General features: G+C 45.9%; 18 protein-coding genes. 8 read left to right on the top strand and 10 right to left on the bottom strand.

The annotated features are described in order from the left end of the window. The first annotated feature begins 285 nt into the window (after positions 1–285). From ACFFUV_RS07470 to recR, 5 genes are all read left to right on the top strand, one after another. Positions 286–651 (top strand): YbaN family protein, encoded by a 366-nt coding sequence (locus tag ACFFUV_RS07470; protein WP_390190893.1) that lies wholly within the window; start codon positions 286–288, stop codon positions 649–651. A 158-nt stretch (positions 652–809) separates the two neighbouring features. After that, complete coding sequence (apt, locus tag ACFFUV_RS07465) at positions 810–1355, top strand: adenine phosphoribosyltransferase (protein ID WP_390190892.1); 546 nt, start codon at positions 810–812, stop codon at positions 1353–1355. Between the two features lie 12 nt (positions 1356–1367). Continuing rightward, complete coding sequence (gene dnaX / locus ACFFUV_RS07460; RefSeq protein WP_390190890.1) at positions 1368–3452, top strand: DNA polymerase III subunit gamma/tau; 2085 nt, start codon at positions 1368–1370, stop codon at positions 3450–3452. A 76-nt stretch (positions 3453–3528) separates the two neighbouring features. After that, positions 3529–3858, top strand: a complete 330-nt coding sequence (locus ACFFUV_RS07455; RefSeq protein ID WP_390190888.1) for a YbaB/EbfC family nucleoid-associated protein — start codon at positions 3529–3531, stop codon at positions 3856–3858. 21 nt (positions 3859–3879) lie between these two features. After that, complete coding sequence (gene recR / locus ACFFUV_RS07450) at positions 3880–4482, top strand: recombination mediator RecR (RefSeq protein WP_390190887.1); 603 nt, start codon at positions 3880–3882, stop codon at positions 4480–4482. Between the two features lie 53 nt (positions 4483–4535). Here recR and aqpZ read toward each other — a convergent pair whose 3' ends face one another. Further along, positions 4536–5246 (bottom strand): aquaporin Z, encoded by a 711-nt coding sequence (gene aqpZ / locus ACFFUV_RS07445; RefSeq protein ID WP_390190885.1) that lies wholly within the window; start codon positions 5244–5246, stop codon positions 4536–4538. 149 nt (positions 5247–5395) lie between these two features. Continuing rightward, a complete protein-coding gene (locus ACFFUV_RS07440; protein WP_390190883.1) occupies positions 5396–5644 on the bottom strand; it encodes a YkgJ family cysteine cluster protein in 249 nt (82 codons plus the stop codon). A 141-nt stretch (positions 5645–5785) separates the two neighbouring features. Here ACFFUV_RS07440 and ACFFUV_RS07435 point away from each other — a divergent pair, with 141 nt between their 5' ends. Beyond that, the gene (locus ACFFUV_RS07435; RefSeq protein WP_390190881.1) at positions 5786–6223 is read left to right on the top strand and encodes a YcgN family cysteine cluster protein; all 438 of its coding nucleotides are present in this window, start codon (positions 5786–5788) and stop codon (positions 6221–6223) included. A gap of 26 nt (positions 6224–6249) precedes the next feature. Here ACFFUV_RS07435 and ACFFUV_RS07430 read toward each other — a convergent pair whose 3' ends face one another. From ACFFUV_RS07430 to gap, 6 genes are all read right to left on the bottom strand, one after another. After that, positions 6250–6750, bottom strand: coding sequence for a hypothetical protein (locus ACFFUV_RS07430; RefSeq protein WP_390190880.1), 501 nt, complete (start codon positions 6748–6750; stop codon positions 6250–6252). 113 nt (positions 6751–6863) lie between these two features. Beyond that, positions 6864–7220: a hypothetical protein gene (locus ACFFUV_RS07425; RefSeq protein WP_390190877.1), complete on the bottom strand. Its 357-nt coding sequence runs from the start codon at positions 7218–7220 to the stop codon at positions 6864–6866. A 288-nt stretch (positions 7221–7508) separates the two neighbouring features. Beyond that, entirely contained in the window at positions 7509–8330 is an 822-nt protein-coding gene (rlmA, locus tag ACFFUV_RS07420; protein WP_390190875.1) for a 23S rRNA (guanine(745)-N(1))-methyltransferase, read from the bottom strand. A gap of 117 nt (positions 8331–8447) precedes the next feature. Next, positions 8448–10484 (bottom strand): methyl-accepting chemotaxis protein, encoded by a 2037-nt coding sequence (locus tag ACFFUV_RS07415; RefSeq protein WP_390190874.1) that lies wholly within the window; start codon positions 10482–10484, stop codon positions 8448–8450. Between the two features lie 192 nt (positions 10485–10676). Next, entirely contained in the window at positions 10677–11567 is an 891-nt protein-coding gene (locus ACFFUV_RS07410) for a D-hexose-6-phosphate mutarotase (RefSeq protein ID WP_390190870.1), read from the bottom strand. Positions 11568–11738: 171 nt separating this feature from the next. Then, on the bottom strand, positions 11739–12734 hold the full coding sequence (gene gap, locus ACFFUV_RS07405) for a type I glyceraldehyde-3-phosphate dehydrogenase (protein ID WP_390190867.1): 996 nt from the start codon (positions 12732–12734) through the stop codon (positions 11739–11741). 326 nt (positions 12735–13060) lie between these two features. Here gap and msrB point away from each other — a divergent pair, with 326 nt between their 5' ends. Then, entirely contained in the window at positions 13061–13489 is a 429-nt protein-coding gene (msrB, locus tag ACFFUV_RS07400; protein ID WP_390190865.1) for a peptide-methionine (R)-S-oxide reductase MsrB, read from the top strand. A 42-nt stretch (positions 13490–13531) separates the two neighbouring features. Here the strand turns inward: msrB and ACFFUV_RS07395 are convergent, their stop codons facing one another. Further along, positions 13532–14344, bottom strand: coding sequence for a DUF2989 domain-containing protein (locus ACFFUV_RS07395; protein WP_390190863.1), 813 nt, complete (start codon positions 14342–14344; stop codon positions 13532–13534). Positions 14345–14445: 101 nt separating this feature from the next. On the opposite strand from ACFFUV_RS07395, the gene ACFFUV_RS07390 reads away from it, so the two are divergent. Beyond that, positions 14446–14733, top strand: coding sequence for a YeaC family protein (locus ACFFUV_RS07390; RefSeq protein WP_390190862.1), 288 nt, complete (start codon positions 14446–14448; stop codon positions 14731–14733). Positions 14734–14849: 116 nt separating this feature from the next. Here ACFFUV_RS07390 and ansA read toward each other — a convergent pair whose 3' ends face one another. Beyond that, a complete protein-coding gene (gene ansA, locus ACFFUV_RS07385; protein ID WP_390190859.1) occupies positions 14850–15863 on the bottom strand; it encodes an asparaginase in 1014 nt (337 codons plus the stop codon). Between the last annotated feature and the right edge of the window lie 123 nt (positions 15864–15986).

Raw genomic sequence — 15986 nt, 5'->3', positions numbered from 1 at the left:
TGCTGAGTGGTTTGCCGTATAGTCTCCGGTTATACAAACTAACAGCATTTGGTTAACGTTAAGTTAACCAAATGCGTCGAGTACAACTTAACCGAGACGAAGATAATGGCGGACAAAGATTTTAAAGAACCTTATAATATTCTCTACTTTTTAGGATTTATCCTTGCCTTGTTAATTCCCACTTTGCCGGCAACACTAACCTGGATTCGAGTGTTCAACGGCTATCAGGGATTTTAAGTATCAACTTGGGAGCTTACCATCACTGTTCGTCGTTATTGTTATAATGTGGTTGGTGGGCTCTGTGTTGGTTTAGGCATTCTTGGTGCTGTGTTGCCCTTGTTGCCGACCACCCCCTTTATCCTCCTTGCCAGTGCTTGTTTCATGCGTGGTAGTCCCCGTTTTCATCACTGGATAATACATCATCCCACGTTTGGCACTTTCATCCGTGACTGGCAAGAAAAACGAGCCTTACGTCGCTCAGCAAAACATAGAGCCATGGCGCTCATTGTTCTTAGTTTTACCGTATCTATTTATTTTTCTCCTTTTTTGTGGTTAAAAATTGCGCTGTTGATTTTCGCAATCGTTTTACTACTTTGGTTTGTGCAATTACCTGTGATTGAGCACCTTGCTGATGACGAAGAAAATCACTAAGATTGCAGGGAAGTGTGCCCACTCTTCGAGTGGGCGTTTGTTTTTCTATCATACCAAAAGCATGTTTGACGGAAGTGAAATATCGATTTAGGTGTGAGTTGACGCTGATGGTCATCGCTAATCAAAGATGACAAGTCGCAAATTGAAGTAATAAAACTATGACAACTGAAACCATCTCTTTGATCAAAGCAAGTATCAAAAGTATCCCTGATTATCCAAAGCCAGGCATCCTATTTCGTGATGTCACTAGCCTAATGGAAGACGCAAAAGCGTACCAAGCCACGATTCAAGTGCTGGTCGACAAATACAAAGATATGGGCTTCACCAAAGTCGTGGGAACTGAAGCTCGCGGTTTCTTATTTGGTGCGCCTTTGGCACTGGAATTAGGTATTGGTTTTGTACCAGTGCGTAAACCCGGTAAATTACCACGTGCGACTATCGCTCAGACTTACGACTTGGAATACGGTACGGATACGCTAGAAATCCATACTGATGCAATCAAAGATGGCGATAAAGTTCTTATGGTCGATGATTTGCTGGCCACCGGTGGTACCATAGAAGCAACAACCCAATTGATTCGCCAACTAGGCGGAGAAGTTGACCATGCAGCGTTTGTTATTAACCTTCCTGAAATTGGCGGTGACAAGCGTCTGGAAGCTTTAGGTCTGAACGTTTACAGTATCTGTGAATTTGAAGGACATTAATCGGATATTTTAATGAGTTATTTAGCCTTAGCGCGCAAATGGAGACCCACTAAGTTCAATGAAGTGGTGGGTCAAAGTCATGTTTTAACTGCTCTAGAAAATGCTCTGGCACAAAATCGCTTACATCATGCGTATCTGTTTAGTGGGACTCGTGGTGTCGGCAAAACGACGATTGGTCGGTTATTTGCTAAAGGGCTGAACTGTGAGACGGGGATTACCGCAACGCCGTGCGGAGAATGTGACACCTGTAAAGAGATTGACCAAGGTCGTTTTGTCGACCTACTCGAAATTGATGCGGCATCACGCACTAAGGTTGAAGATACTCGCGAACTGCTGGATAACGTCCAATATAAGCCGGCTCGAGGGCGCTTTAAAGTCTACCTGATTGACGAAGTTCACATGCTCTCACGCCACAGTTTTAATGCCTTGCTTAAAACATTGGAAGAGCCGCCTGAATACGTCAAATTTTTATTGGCGACGACGGATCCACAAAAATTGCCTGTTACGATCTTGTCTCGTTGTCTGCAGTTCCACCTTAAACCTATCACCGTTGATGCAATTCATCAGCAGTTAGAGCATGTACTGCAGCAAGAACAGCTCTCTGCAGAAAGCCAAGCGCTTGGGATGATTGCTCACGCCGCTGATGGTAGTATGCGTGATGCGTTAAGCCTTGCAGACCAAGCCATTGCCTTAGGTAATGGGGCTGTCGGCAAAGACACCGTCAGTCATATGTTAGGAACCCTAGATACTGATCAAGCTATCTATTTACTTGAAGCAATTAGTACTAAACAACCGACGTCCGTAATGACCAGTATTGAAGGACTGGCTCAAAATGGCGTTGAATGGGATGGGTTACTGAAGCAACTGGCCGTGCAGCTACACCGTATTGCTATGTACCAAGCTTTGCCATCGACTCTCGATAAAACCCAACCCGATAGCGAGCGAATTGAGTTGTTAGCTCAAGCGATCGCTCCGGAAAATGTCCAGCTTTACTATCAGATCGCATTGAAAGGCAGAGAAGATTTACCTTTCTCGCCAACAGAACGCGTTGGCCTTGAGATGTGTTTGCTTCGCATGTTGGCGTTTGCTCCGGTGCAAACCAATGCGGCGAATGTGGTCACGACCCAGAAGCAAGACGTCGCGCCTCAGCCCGTTTCTCAAGCTGCGCCACCAGTGCCTAATCCGGTCACTGCAACTCCTGAACGGCAATCTGAGCCATCGACGGTGACCAGTGAACGTGATGATCAGCAAGTCATGGATGAGTATTCTCACCAGTCTATTCCGACGCAGGCTTATGAACCGCAATATGACCAGCCTGCGGGGGCGCAAGAGACAGAACCCACTCCATCACAGACACAGCCGTCGTCACAACCCGCGGCATCTAATCTTGGTGGGCTGCGCCATCAATTACGCTCGCAACGCAAAGGGTTAGCTCAAAAGCCAGGGTCTGATCCAAAAAAGCCTAAAGCGGCATCTGCCAAACCTCAGTCGGTTCTCGAACGTGTCGCACAAAAGCACGGCTCAAGTTCTGCACAGCGGATGTCGCCACAAGAGAGTGAATCGATGACGGCAACGGTTGAAAGTGATGAGCCTTATCGCTGGATGCCAACTCAGCCGCAGGCTGAAAAACAGACGCGTAAAGAGCTGACACCAACCATGATAAAAAGTGCGTTGGAACATGAAAAGACGCCTGAAATGACGCAAAAGTTAGTGGAAGAGTCGGTCAATCAAGATAGTTGGGCGGCATTAATTCAAACACTGACGATTCCAAAACTGGTTGAGCAATTAGCATTAAACTCTTCGTTTGCTCAGAGCGAATCTTCGGTCGTTCTTACCTTGCGCCCAAATCAGGCCCATTTAAATACAGAACGTGCGCAAAGTGAGTTGTTATCAGCGCTTAATCAAGCTCTGGGGTACGAATGTCACCTTAGTGTCGAAATCGGCGAGGCTGGACAAACCCCACTAGAGTTAAGAGATAAGCTATATCAATCTAAGTTAGAGCAGGCGTTCCAGAGTTTAGAGCAAGACACCATTATTCAATTTATTGAGCAACGTTTTGCGGCTGAATTGGATAAAAATAGTGTAAGACCTGTCTAATCATTTGTGGGGTTGAAATTATCCAATGTCGACCCCATAACCTTTTTCAATAGCGAACAAAACCAGAGAGACAAACATGTTTGGTAAAGGCGGTATGGGTAATTTGATGAAGCAAGCCCAGCAAATGCAAGAGCAAATGCAAAAGCTTCAAGAAGAAATCGCAAATATGGAAGTAACCGGTGAGTCGGGTGCAGGTCTTGTTAAAGTGACTATTACTGGTAGCCACAGTGTTCGTCGCGTTGACATCGATGAAAGCTTGATGGAAGACGACAAAGAAATGCTTGAAGATCTTGTAGCTGCGGCATTCAATGATGCAGCTCGTCGTATTGAAGAGACTCAAAAAGAGAAAATGGCGGGCGTGACTGGCGGAATGCAGCTTCCACCAGGCATGAAAATGCCGTTCTGATTTGACAGCTGAGAACGATTAATGCGTACCAGTCATATGCTGGAGCATTTGATGGAGGCCTTACGTTGCTTGCCTGGGGTTGGACCCAAGTCAGCACAGCGTATGGCCTTTCATTTGTTACAGCGCGACAGAAAAGGCGGTCTTCAACTGGCTGAAGCATTAAGTCAAGCCATGACCGAAGTAGGGCATTGTCAGGAGTGCCGAACTTTCACTGAGCTGGAAGTTTGTCATATCTGTAGTAACCCAAAACGTCAAGAAAATGGGCTTATTTGCGTCGTAGAGAGCCCTGCGGATATTGCGGCGGTAGAAGCAACGGGTCAGTATTCGGGCCGTTATTTTGTATTGATGGGGCACCTTTCGCCACTTGATGGGATTGGGCCAAGCGATATTGGCTTGGATGTTCTGGATTACCGTTTACGTCGTGGTGATATCCAAGAAGTGATTTTGGCCACCAATCCAACGGTAGAAGGCGAAGCAACAGCGCATTATATTGCCGAGTTGTGTAAAGAGCATCATGTGTCAGCGAGTCGCATTGCTCATGGTGTTCCTGTTGGTGGCGAGCTGGAGTTGGTCGATGGCACCACGCTCTCGCATTCCCTGCTTGGTCGTCAGATGCTCAAATAGCCCGATGCTGCTATCGAAAAATTAAAAGCCCGCGAATGCGGGCTTTTCTGTATTTAAATCACAGCATGTCTCGGGTTAGGGCTGCCCGCAATAACTCGATACATCACCGCGCCAACGATTCCCCCGATAATCGGTGCCAACCAGAAAATCCAAAGTTGAGAGGTCGCCCAATCACCCACGTAAATCGCCACTGCAGTGCTACGGGCTGGGTTGACGGAGGTATTACTTACTGGAATGCTGATTAAGTGAATTAAAGTTAAGCAGAGGCCAATCGCAATAGGGGCAAAGCCTTGAGGTGCTCGTTCGTCGGTTGCGCCCATGATGACGATCAAAAACATCATTGTCATGACGATTTCTGTGATGACAACGGCAGAGAAAGAGTACTGACCTGGAGAATGCATACCATATCCATTTGCAGCAAAACCCGAGCCTGCGACATCAAACCCGACCTGTCCTGAAGCGATGAGATAAAGTATGCCCCCCGCAATTATCCCACCTATCACTTGGGCAATAACGTAAGGGAGGATCTCACGACCATCAAAGCGTCCACCTGCCCATAGGCCGATAGTGACTGCTGGATTAAGGTGGCACCCTGAAATGTGACCGATTGCAAAAGCCATGGTAAGTACCGTCAAACCGAAAGCGAGTGCAACGCCCAGTAATCCGATACCAACCTCTGGAAATCCTGCCGCTAACACTGCGCTACCACAACCGCCTAGCACCAACCAAAAGGTGCCAAATGCTTCTGCTAAATATTTGTTCATATGCCAATACCCATTCAATTTAATGAAGACTGGCTGAAACATAGAGGATAACCACATTGAATGCATGGTTCAAAACTGCAACACAGTGAACTCACTGGCTCATAACAGTATGCTGTCTTGTTTTTGTGGCGATTTGCGTAAGAAACGTATTACGTTAACTGCTCAAGCTCAGTGATAATCGTAAGGGCTTGTTGGTTGCTAGTGCCACAAATACTGGGACATGGCTTAAAATCAGCACACACTTTTGGTCTCTCTGGGTGACCAAACAGTTGGCAAAGATTGTTATCATCAAGCTGGATACAGCGTTGACCTGCAGGTTTGCCGTTTGGCATGCCTGGAATGGCGGATGAAATACTGGGAGCGATGCAGCATGCGCCACAACCAAGGCGACAATCCATAATAATATCCATGATGAAATTGGGCGGCGATGGTATCAAAAAATTGAGTGTGAGACAGCTCAAATTTTATCCTTGAAGTTTTTTAGCGACAGCGGTATAAACGCTTCCCTTCAAGACAAGCAATCATAAAGGCAAGTAGTAATGACGACTCCATTTTGGCAGAGCAAAACATTAGAACAGATGACAGAAGCAGAGTGGGAATCACTGTGTGACGGTTGTGGTAAATGTTGCTTGCATAAGTTGATGGATGAGGACACGGATGAGGTGTATTACACCAACGTGGCTTGTAGTTTACTCGATGACCAAACTTGTTCTTGTAAAGATTATCCGAATCGATTTGAATCGGGTGAAGAGTGCTTAAAACTGACGCGTGATAAGATTGCAGAATTCCACTGGTTACCCGACACGTGTGCTTATCGGCTTTTGGCAGATGGCCAAACTCTCCCCGAGTGGCACCCGCTGATTACAGGCTCTAAGCAAGCGATGCATGAGGCGCAAGAGAGCGTTCGTAATAAGGTCGTGTATGAAATTGATGTGATTGATTGGGAAGATCACTTGGTCAATCATCCCCATCGTTAAGAATAAAGGCTCGCTTTTTGGTGCCTTTATTCTTGTTTTTCGCTAAAACCTAGCTCAATTTGACGCTTTAGTACCTTTGTTTTGTGTAAGTCTTCCAACTGTTTTAAGACATCAAGGCGCTGCTCCGTGAGGTTTTGGTAGTGTAGCTTTTGAGTCGTATTGCAATGTACCAAGGGTGGTAATTGCTTGAGCTCGTTGGATAATAGAAAAAGTTGATTACGTAGCCATTGTTCTTGGTCACAGGGACGAGAAGTAAAATGCGATAACAGAGAGCGTTCTATAGGCAGATTTTCGTCGTTCTTATCTTGCTTGAGGTTGTTAGATTGCTCAGCGGCTTTTGTTTGCATGTGGTATCGGCTGCCAATAGCTAGGCTGAAGACTGATGCAATGGACAATATCAGCGCGGTTGGCATGAAGTTACTTGGAGCGAACTCGTGAGCGTGAAGAAGGAGAGGAACAAGGGTTGCCAATAACAAAACGAGCGCGCCAACATTTGCCAATTTAAAAGAAATAAAGCGGCGTTTCACTGCAGATTCTCATCAAAGGTTTATGCAGCAATGATGCTATCTATCTTTTACCTTGACAAATCACGCTTGCTATCATCAAAACAAAAAATATTAATCAAACCAGAGCGTTTAACCTAGGCGATAGCCAGTATGATGCCGCCAATGGTTGCCGCTGCGGAAAAAAATTGCCCCGCAGAGTAGGAACCATCCTCTTCCTCTTTCATTTTATCTGGGTGCTCCATACCTAAAGCGCCATGAGCAAAAGATTCTACCTTATCACCCACGGTTTTTTCTGCTTGTGCATCATGCTTGCTTTCTTTTTCGATGGCCTGAAGTGCTGCGAGCAGAGCTTTACCTTCGTCTGATAGCGTGACCTTATTGTGGTCGACGCGTAGCGGAGTGGTCGCTGGGTCAGAAGAGGGCGTTGCCTTTTGAGCTTTCGCCTGCTGAGGTGGAAGCGCTTGCGTCGACTCTATACCTACAGGATTCATACTCATCTCCTTATAACATCACCAATACTGTATCGGCGTTAGTGAGAGAAACTTGTGCAAAATTTCACAAAATTGTTTAAAAAATGACAAAGCAAAAAGCGCGCCTAAACCTAATGTTGACGGCCTTTAAAGCGCTTTTAATTATAAATTTGCGTTAACTTATTGTTTATTAAAGTGAGTAATTGGGTCGTCTTGGTTTGCAAGTTGAGGTGTATCGAGCGTGGTTGGGGGGAAAGGGGATAAATATTGCCGCTGCCACTTATTTGACTAAGCGCAGCGGTGAGAGTTTTAGACTACTTTTTTACGGTAAACACGCAGCATAAAATCGGCTTCACAATGGAAATCGATAGCCGTCTGCAGCTGCTCGCGGAGTGCATCACTGGCTTTCCAAGCAAAAGGGGTCATTTGTAATAAATCAAAGGCTGCGCCGTTATTGAGTTCCATCGGATAATGAAGGTGCTGCTCAGTTTCAAGATCAAAGCCATCCAGTTTCTCTGGTGTCTCATCATGTAAGCGAACACTCGAATAAATCTGTTCTCTAAGCTGATAGAGGTGCCGCGCCGCAGGGGTTACCGTTATCACCACACCGTGGGTATTTAAGCACCGACTGAGTTCGGGGGCTTTACAAGGAGCATAAATACGCACAATCGCATCAAGACTCTGATCAGCAAAAGGCAAGCGATGACTCGAGGCGACAGAAAATTCGCACTGAGGATAGCGTTTTGCCGCTGAGCGTATCGCCGTTTTAGAGATGTCTAAACCAAACGTGCGCAGCTGTGGGTGCTTCTCGCTGAGAGTTTGGTGAATTTGAGCGGTGTAGTAGCCTTCACCACACCCGATATCGAGAACAGCTCGTGACTCCGTGGCTAATGATGCTCGAAGTAATTGCGCGACTTGTTCGCGCATCGGTTGGTAGTGGTGACCTTCAAGAAATCGACGTCTAGCTTGCATCATCTGTTTATTATCACCCGGGTCTTTTGAACGTTTATGGTGAGCCGGCATGAGATTGACATAGCCTTCTTTAGCAACATCAAATTGATGGTTGTTGTCACAGCGATAGCTGCGATCATCAAGTGTCAGCGGCTGAAGGCATAGAGGGCATTGATACACGAAAAAGCACCGAGTGATAAGTGATAAAAACAGGTCGCGATTCTATCAATATTCACATGGGTTAGCCATCTCAATACCTAAGTCCAGTCAGCTTAATATCGAGATGGCTATGGCAGGCTAGTGGAAGAAACTCACTTGCTGTTTCAGTGCTTTGGCTTGCAACTGCAAACTGGTGGCACTTGTTGAAGTTTGTGCGCTAATTTCGCCACTTTCGCGATTTAATTCACTGATTTGCGTCGTGTTTTGAGCAATCTCCTGAGAGACTTGAGCTTGCTCCTCACAGGTTGCTGCGATGGTCTCAGCTTGTGATGCGATAGATTGCACATCATCAGCAATGGATTCTAACGCGCCGCCGGCTTGGTGAGCTTTCTCTAAAACATGGTTAGCCCGCGACTGACTGTGATTCATCATCTCTACCGCTTGGCTGGTGGAACCTTTGAGTTTTTCGATAATACTCACCACGTCTTGAACCGAGGTTTGAGTGCGGTGTGCGAGGGTTCTCACCTCGTCAGCGACGACGGCAAATCCTCGGCCTTGCTCTCCGGCTCGCGCGGCTTCAATGGCCGCGTTCAGCGCCAGTAAGTTGGTTTGTTCTGCGATCTCATTGATCATGTCTGTCACGGTTTGGATACTTTGGCTGTCTTCGCTGACTTGATGAATAACTTGCGCAGATTGATCGAGCCGAGAATTCAGCTCTGCGACATCAATACAGACATCTTCGACAACCTTGAGTCCAGTTTGGGAGTTACCGTTGGCTTGTCGTACATTTTCAGCAATGGTTTCAACTTGCTGCGCGACGGACTGCGCCGAAGTGGCCATTTCCTCAATCGCGGTGACCACTTGATCAACTTGCTCCTGTTGACGGTTCGACTGCGCTAGGTTGCGTTCAGCGTCTTCTGCCATATTGGTCGCATTGGTATCGACATCATCACTGGTACGGCGAATGTCCGTGACTAAATGATTTAATTGGTTTGCCATATGAGCGACCCCATAGGTGAGGTTGGCAATTTCATTTTTAGATGAGGCCTCGCCTCCAGCCACAGCAAGGCTAACTTCACCTTCACTCAATCGCTGCATATAGCCACTCAGTGTGGTTAAAGGTTTCAAGGTACGATTCAAAATGACGCTGAGCAAAATAAACGTGACTGCACCTATCGATAGCGCAATCCAGGTGATCAGTTTGAGTAATGCTTGGCTGCCTTTCGTGACTTCTTCAACGAAGGTTCCGCCAAGCAGTTTCCAGTTCCATCCTGGTACTTCAGCATAAATCAGGTACTTTTCACCAATATGGCCCTGGAATTCATATGGATAACGAATCAAGCCACTTGGTTGTTCAAAGATAGAAGCGAACGGCTTATTCCCATCATGGTCTGGAACGTCGATGATCGAAGGGCCACTTTCTTTATGGGTCGGGTGAAGCAAATAGTGGCCGAGATTGTCTTTTTCGTTATCAACTATGATCGTATAACCACTATCGCCCCACTGAATTTCAGCGAGGGATTTGAACAGATCTTGAGTCGCCTTGTTCACGGATAAACCGATAAACGAGATAGCAAAGATCTCACCACGCGCATTTTTAATCGGGGCATAGTAGGTAATATAACGTTTACCAAACAGTTTTACTTGTGCATGGTAAGGCTGCCCAGCGCTAAGGGTATTATAGCCAGGGTGCTGGTTATCTAAATAGGTCCCCACCACGCGCTCTCCCGATGGGTTCTTCAGTGAGGTTGAGATACGCATAAAACGATCACCTTGACGAGCAAACAAGGTGGCAACAGCGCCAGTGTCACGCGTAAATTGGTCAACAATTTGAGTGCTGCCGATAAGGCTAGTGCCACCTTTGGTTAGGTCTGGAATCTCATGGCCGTGGAAAAAGCGTGAGTCATTACTTTCTTGAAGGCCTGATAGGTAGCTATGGCGGAACGTCGATTCGAGCTCATTGGCGTTATTCAGGTAGGCATCGTATTGGCCTGAAATCGCTTTGGCTAATGCATTGACCTTAGACTGGTGCTCTATAAAGGTGGAGTCAAGCAACTGCTTAGAAGCGCTTCGGTAGACGAGTGTGGCGATGCAAGTAAATGCAATAAGTAAACACAAGGTGATAACGAGCTTAAGTTGAAATCCTACGCTCTGATTTTTATATCTATTCATCATCTTTAGTCCTAGACGGCAGAGTTTATGCACTGTTATGCACTTTATTTATGTTTGAAGTTGCCGATGGTACAAAGATTTATAAATAGGAAACTTGATTCGTGTTAACGAAAGGGTGAATTTAAAATTTAACTATTGGCTGAATTGGTCGGCCGCACCCCAAACAGAAGCTGAAGTTTGAAGTGCGGTGTAAACTCAAGCAGTGATAGGCGTAATGGTCGTGATAAGCTGATGGCTTTCACCAGCAGCGACGAGTTGTCCGCTTTCTAAGCTAGGGCTAAATACGGTGGACTCAACACATAGCATCGTCTGGTAACCGTTGTCATTCATATCGGCCATAGCAGAAGCGCCTTCTTCCCAAGGGTTCCACATCACAGCAGCATTATGGCCTTGGTTTTCAACTTTCAACGTACGCTCATAGCCTTTATCTTCAACATGTATTGAAGCGCTCGGCTGAGTATAGATTCGGTCAATGGCATGGCTAAGTACAAGTTCAGAGTCGCCTTGGCAGGTTTTGCCATCTTGCAATTTATCGATGTAGTTTGGCCCCATTCCTGACGTTGTCACTGAGGTGATATCAGACACATTAAGATAAGTGTGCAGCGCTGCGGAGAATGGCCATGCGACTTCACTCGGGTTGTGCATATCCAGAGTGATCTTGAGTTGGTCACCCACTTCGACATATAGCTTGAGCTCAAATTGGTGTGGCCAGATATCTCGAGTCTGCTGTGAATCGTTTAAGCCCAGGCAAACGACGACACCATTTTCATTTTCTCGGTGCTCGATGAGTTGCCATTCGCTGGTACGAGCAAAACCATGAGAAGGGGAGGCAAGACCACCAAACCATGGCCAGCAGACGGGCACTCCGCCGCGAATAGCGGCTTTACCGTCAAGGATTGCTGCCTCGCTCATCCAAATGACGTCAGGTTGGTCGCTTGGTTGGTAAGACATAACATGACCACCATGCAGAGCGATTGCCGCACGAGCTTTGCCACTGATGATACGGACTATCTTAAGTGCATCTTTTTCAATAATCGATACCGTATCGGAAAGTACCGATAGGGCAGGGAGAGAATATAAATCCATGATTGTCTCCTAGGCGAAGGTCCTAGGCACCGCCTTGCAACGCGGCAAAGCTTGTGTGTGTTCGGACCGTAATCCAAATGAATTCCAGTTATCCACGCGGGGGTTATATTGGAATACAAAAAAGGCGACTCGAGAGCCGCCTTTTACAAAAATCTTCGCTAAAAGCTTACATTATTTAGAGATGTGAGCAACTAGGTCTAGAACTTTGTTTGAGTAACCGATTTCGTTGTCGTACCAAGATACAACTTTAACGAATTTGTCAGTTAGTGCGATACCTGCTTTAGCATCAAATACTGAAGTGCAAGTTTCGCCGATGAAGTCTTGAGAAACAACTGCGTCTTCAGTGTAACCTAGAACGCCTTTTAGTTCGCCTTCAGAAGCTTCTTTCATTGCTTTACAGATGTCTTCGTAAGAAGCGCCGTTTACTAGGTTAACAGTTAGGTCAACAACAGAAACGTTAGCAGTTGGTACGCGGAAAGCCATACCAGTTAGTTTGCCGTTTACTTCTGGAAGTACAACGCCTACCGCTTTAGCAGCACCAGTTGAAGATGGGATGATGTTTTGAGAAGCACCACGACCACCACGCCAGTCTTTTGCAGAAGGACCATCTACAGTTTTTTGAGTTGCTGTAGTTGCGTGAACTGTTGTCATAAGACCAGATTCGATACCGAACTTGTCGTTAAGAACTTTAGCGATAGGTGCAAGACAGTTAGTAGTACAAGAAGCGTTAGAAACGATATCTTGGCCAGCGTAAGTGTCGAAGTTTACACCGTTAACGAACATTGGAGTTGCGTCTTTAGAAGGACCAGTAAGAACAACTTTCTTCGCACCTGCAGTGATGTGTTTACGTGCAGTTTCGTCAGTTAGGAAGATACCAGTTGCTTCAGCAACAACGTCAACACCGATTGCGTCCCATTTAAGGTCTTCAGGGTTGCGCTCTGCAGTAACACGTACAGTTTTACCGTTAACGATTAGGTTACCACCTTCAACTTCAACAGTACCGTTGAAACGGCCGTGAGTTGAATCGTACTTAAGCATGTACGCCATGTAATCTACGTCGATAAGGTCGTTGATACCTACAACTTCGATGTCGTTACGTTCTTGTGCTGCACGGAATACGAAACGGCCGATACGGCCAAAACCGTTAATACCTACTTTGATAGTCATTATAGTTGCTCCACAACTTAATTTCTGATTAAAGATAACTGGTAGTAAAATTACAGAACCCAGCAAAAATCTGCAACAGATAATCAGACTTAACTTGTTTAAAGTCAAAAAAAAGCGACGCTTTCTTTCACAATTGTTAGCAGTTGGTTATCTTTTGAGCTTAATGCGAGATAAACTGTACGCCAGTCTAAATAAGGGGCAGGTTGGCGTTACCCAACCAGGCAAAATCCACCCACCCTGTTATGGGGTGAAAGTATGTGCTACAAAGGGTAAGCTTAGCAAGTTTTTCCCTAAAAAAGTGAATATAAAAAGTGAGAATGAGGAGAATGTCCGCTGTGGAACATGACGAAAATAAAGTCGTAAAGTCAGACGCAGAGTGGCGTGAGCAGTTATCTGAAGAACAATATCGCGTGTGTCGTGAGCATGGTACAGAAGCGCCCTATAGTGGTACGTTGTTGCACAATAAAGAAACAGGTGTGTATTCATGCACTTGTTGTCATACGCCACTTTTCTCATCAAACGATAAATACGATTCAGGATGTGGTTGGCCGAGTTTTGACCAGCCGATTAACCCAGAAGCGATTCACTACCTAGAAGATCGAAGTCACGGAATGGTCAGAACTGAGATCCGATGCGCAGTTTGTGATAGCCACCTAGGTCACGTTTTTCCTGATGGTCCGCCAACAACCGGAGAACGGTTTTGTGTTAACTCAGTGTCGTTAACTTTCAACAATCCAACAAAAAACGGCGAATAATTCGCCGCTTGTTGTTTGTTCCTTTCATTCGTAGGTATGAGTTTAATACGGAACTAAACTACGTCTAAAGCGCCCAGATTTCAGGGCGCTTTCTACTTCTGCCGCCATATCATCAAGTTGATCATATTTTGCATCATTGAAGCCGTACAGTAGTTGGAGTTGGCGCTTGGGCACGAGGGGGACATCGTATTCACTTGCGACTTGCGTCCAGATATAGGCGGCTTCTTTGTTTTGAACATGATAATAGATGCTAGCCAGTGATTTCACTGCTTCGACGTTGACGTTATCGCCAGTGGAAAGTTCAAGAGAGCGGTTGAGTAGTTCAATGGTCTTTTGTTTGTCACGGTTGGTGTAATACGTGGCTAACGCGTATTGCATTTCAGCCGTATCAAGCTCTGGAGAACCTTCCATTTGTAGGAATGCACGTCTGGCGTGTTCGTCACCGAGTTGGCTCCACAAAAAGTACAATGTTTGAGGCTGCTGAGAACTGCGCAGCTCCATCACGATGCGTTCTTGTTCATTGCCGGAGTGAACGAGAGCATTGAAACGTTTTTGGCGTAACTCTGTTTGGTCAATGGTTTGGATTTGCGACGCCAGTTCGAGGCACTTGCGGTACTCCATTAAGAATTTGTACTCAACGATTTTATTAGCTTCGCTTGGGTTTTTCATCACTTCAAAACGATGCCAAATGAGGTCGGTTCTTGGAATGCGGCATTGCCCATCATTCATATTCAGTTTCTCGCAGCGCAGTGCCGGGTTATCGGTGCACAACTGCTCTGTATTCTTTCTACCTTCAAAACATCCGCCGAGCGCCAGAGCTGATGCGGCGATTAACACGATTTTTATATAGTTCATAATGAATGCTTGTGATCAGTTACACTTATTTTCTGGGTCAACCTTGACTCACTTCTTCAGCTGGTTATGTTTGAGCCAAAGTCAAAAGCAAGGAAACCATCATGGATGTTGAGCAGCTAATTAACTCCATTACTCCGGAAGTTTATGAGCGTTTAGTTTACGCTGTAGAAACAGGCACATGGCCTGAGGGTACTCCACTTTCCCAACAGCAGCGAGATTCCTGTATGCAAGCTGTGATGTTGTATCAATCTAAGCATAATTCACAAGCTCAACATATGACAGTTGGCCAAGGTGGCGATGTTGTTTTTAAGTCTAAAGCCGAATTAAAAAAACAGTTCCAATCGGATCAAGGCGACATCATGCGGGTGAATCCTAATCTCGATTCGTAACTTTTGATTGAAAAACAAAAAAACCAGCCATATGGCTGGTTTTTTTAACCGAATAGCAGAACAATCTCTGTAGGAATTTACTGTGAAAATCGCGTTTTTACGGTTTCTTTGATGAGTTAGAGGCTCATTTCACCGCGTAAGACTTGCTGCATCTGATCTTTAATCTGTTCATAGCTCAAGTTTTGGCTCAGCAAATAATGCAGTTTGGCTAACGCCGCCTCATGAGTCATGTCATAACCGCTAATCACCCCCGCTTCAGCGAGTGCACATCCGGTGGCGTAACCGCCCATGTTGACTTTACCCGCCAAACATTGAGTCAAATTGACCACGATGACGCCACGCTCAGACGCTTCTTTAAGGTGGCCGAGCAATTCAGGGTTCTGTGGTGCGTTACCAACCCCAAAGGTGAGTAAAATCATGGCATTGACGGGTTGTCGTAATGTATTTCGAATCACTTCGTGCGAAATGCCTGGATACATAGTGATGACACCAATGGGCTGCGGTGTAATGGTATGGACTTTAAAGTCACCCTGCGGCTTTTTATCTACTTCGATGTCTTTACTAACTTGAATATGAATTCCGGCTTCAAGCAAAGGCGACAAATTGGGTGAGGTAAACGCATTAAAACCGTCAGCATGAGATTTGGTACTGCGGTTGCCACGCATCAATTTATTATTGAAGAATAACGTGACTTCATTGATTGGGTAATTCGCAGCAATATGTAATGCATTCAATAGATTGGCTTGACCATCAGACCGAAGCTCAGCAAGGGGGATCTGTGAACCCGTCACAATTACCGGCTTGCCGAGATTTTCCAGCATGAAAGACAACGCAGAAGCGGTATAGGCCATGGTATCGGTGCCGTGCAAAATCACGAAGCCATCATATTTGTCATAGTTGGCTCGAATGTCGTCAGCAATTTGCTGCCAATCCGCAGGCGTCATATCGGATGAGTCGATCAGGGGGTCATACTCATGGATGGTATAATCGGGCATCTCTTCGCGATGAAATTCGGGCATGCCCGCCAGTTGTTTATCCATAAAGCCAGCAACGGGAATATAGCCGTTATTCGACTTTTGCATGCCAATAGTGCCGCCAGTGTAGGCGATATAAATATGTTTTTTTGCCATTGCTGCGAGTCATATTTGTTAGGGGGAACAGAAGCGGCGATTATAACTGATTCTTAGCCAAGAAAAAGGGGCAGCGTTGATTACGCTACCCCATATCATACCAGTTTGGATAATTCGCGTTGA

It is taken from the genome of Vibrio olivae, from assembly GCF_042428525.1.
GTDB classification, from domain to species: Bacteria; Pseudomonadota; Gammaproteobacteria; order Enterobacterales; family Vibrionaceae; genus Vibrio; species Vibrio olivae.
This window is presented reverse-complemented; position numbering and strand designations above follow the sequence as displayed.

Excerpts from the sequence above, each read along its gene's own strand:
- ACFFUV_RS07455 (WP_390190888.1), top strand. The coding sequence starts at position 3,529 with ATGTTTGGTAAAGGCGGTATGGGTAATTTGATGAAGCAAGCCCAGCAA.
- ACFFUV_RS07410 (WP_390190870.1), bottom strand. The coding sequence starts at position 11,567 with ATGGATTTATATTCTCTCCCTGCCCTATCGGTACTTTCCGATACGGTA.
- ACFFUV_RS07425 (WP_390190877.1), bottom strand. The coding sequence starts at position 7,220 with ATGAATCCTGTAGGTATAGAGTCGACGCAAGCGCTTCCACCTCAGCAG.
- aqpZ (WP_390190885.1), bottom strand. The coding sequence starts at position 5,246 with ATGAACAAATATTTAGCAGAAGCATTTGGCACCTTTTGGTTGGTGCTA.
- ACFFUV_RS07440 (WP_390190883.1), bottom strand. The coding sequence starts at position 5,644 with ATGGATTGTCGCCTTGGTTGTGGCGCATGCTGCATCGCTCCCAGTATT.
- ACFFUV_RS07395 (WP_390190863.1), bottom strand. The coding sequence starts at position 14,344 with ATGAACTATATAAAAATCGTGTTAATCGCCGCATCAGCTCTGGCGCTC.
- ACFFUV_RS07415 (WP_390190874.1), bottom strand. The coding sequence starts at position 10,484 with ATGATGAATAGATATAAAAATCAGAGCGTAGGATTTCAACTTAAGCTC.
- ansA (WP_390190859.1), bottom strand. The coding sequence starts at position 15,863 with ATGGCAAAAAAACATATTTATATCGCCTACACTGGCGGCACTATTGGC.
- msrB (WP_390190865.1), top strand. The coding sequence starts at position 13,061 with ATGTCCGCTGTGGAACATGACGAAAATAAAGTCGTAAAGTCAGACGCA.
- apt (WP_390190892.1), top strand. The coding sequence starts at position 810 with ATGACAACTGAAACCATCTCTTTGATCAAAGCAAGTATCAAAAGTATC.
- dnaX (WP_390190890.1), top strand. The coding sequence starts at position 1,368 with ATGAGTTATTTAGCCTTAGCGCGCAAATGGAGACCCACTAAGTTCAAT.
- ACFFUV_RS07435 (WP_390190881.1), top strand. The coding sequence starts at position 5,786 with ATGACGACTCCATTTTGGCAGAGCAAAACATTAGAACAGATGACAGAA.
- recR (WP_390190887.1), top strand. The coding sequence starts at position 3,880 with ATGCGTACCAGTCATATGCTGGAGCATTTGATGGAGGCCTTACGTTGC.
- ACFFUV_RS07390 (WP_390190862.1), top strand. The coding sequence starts at position 14,446 with ATGGATGTTGAGCAGCTAATTAACTCCATTACTCCGGAAGTTTATGAG.
- gap (WP_390190867.1), bottom strand. The coding sequence starts at position 12,734 with ATGACTATCAAAGTAGGTATTAACGGTTTTGGCCGTATCGGCCGTTTC.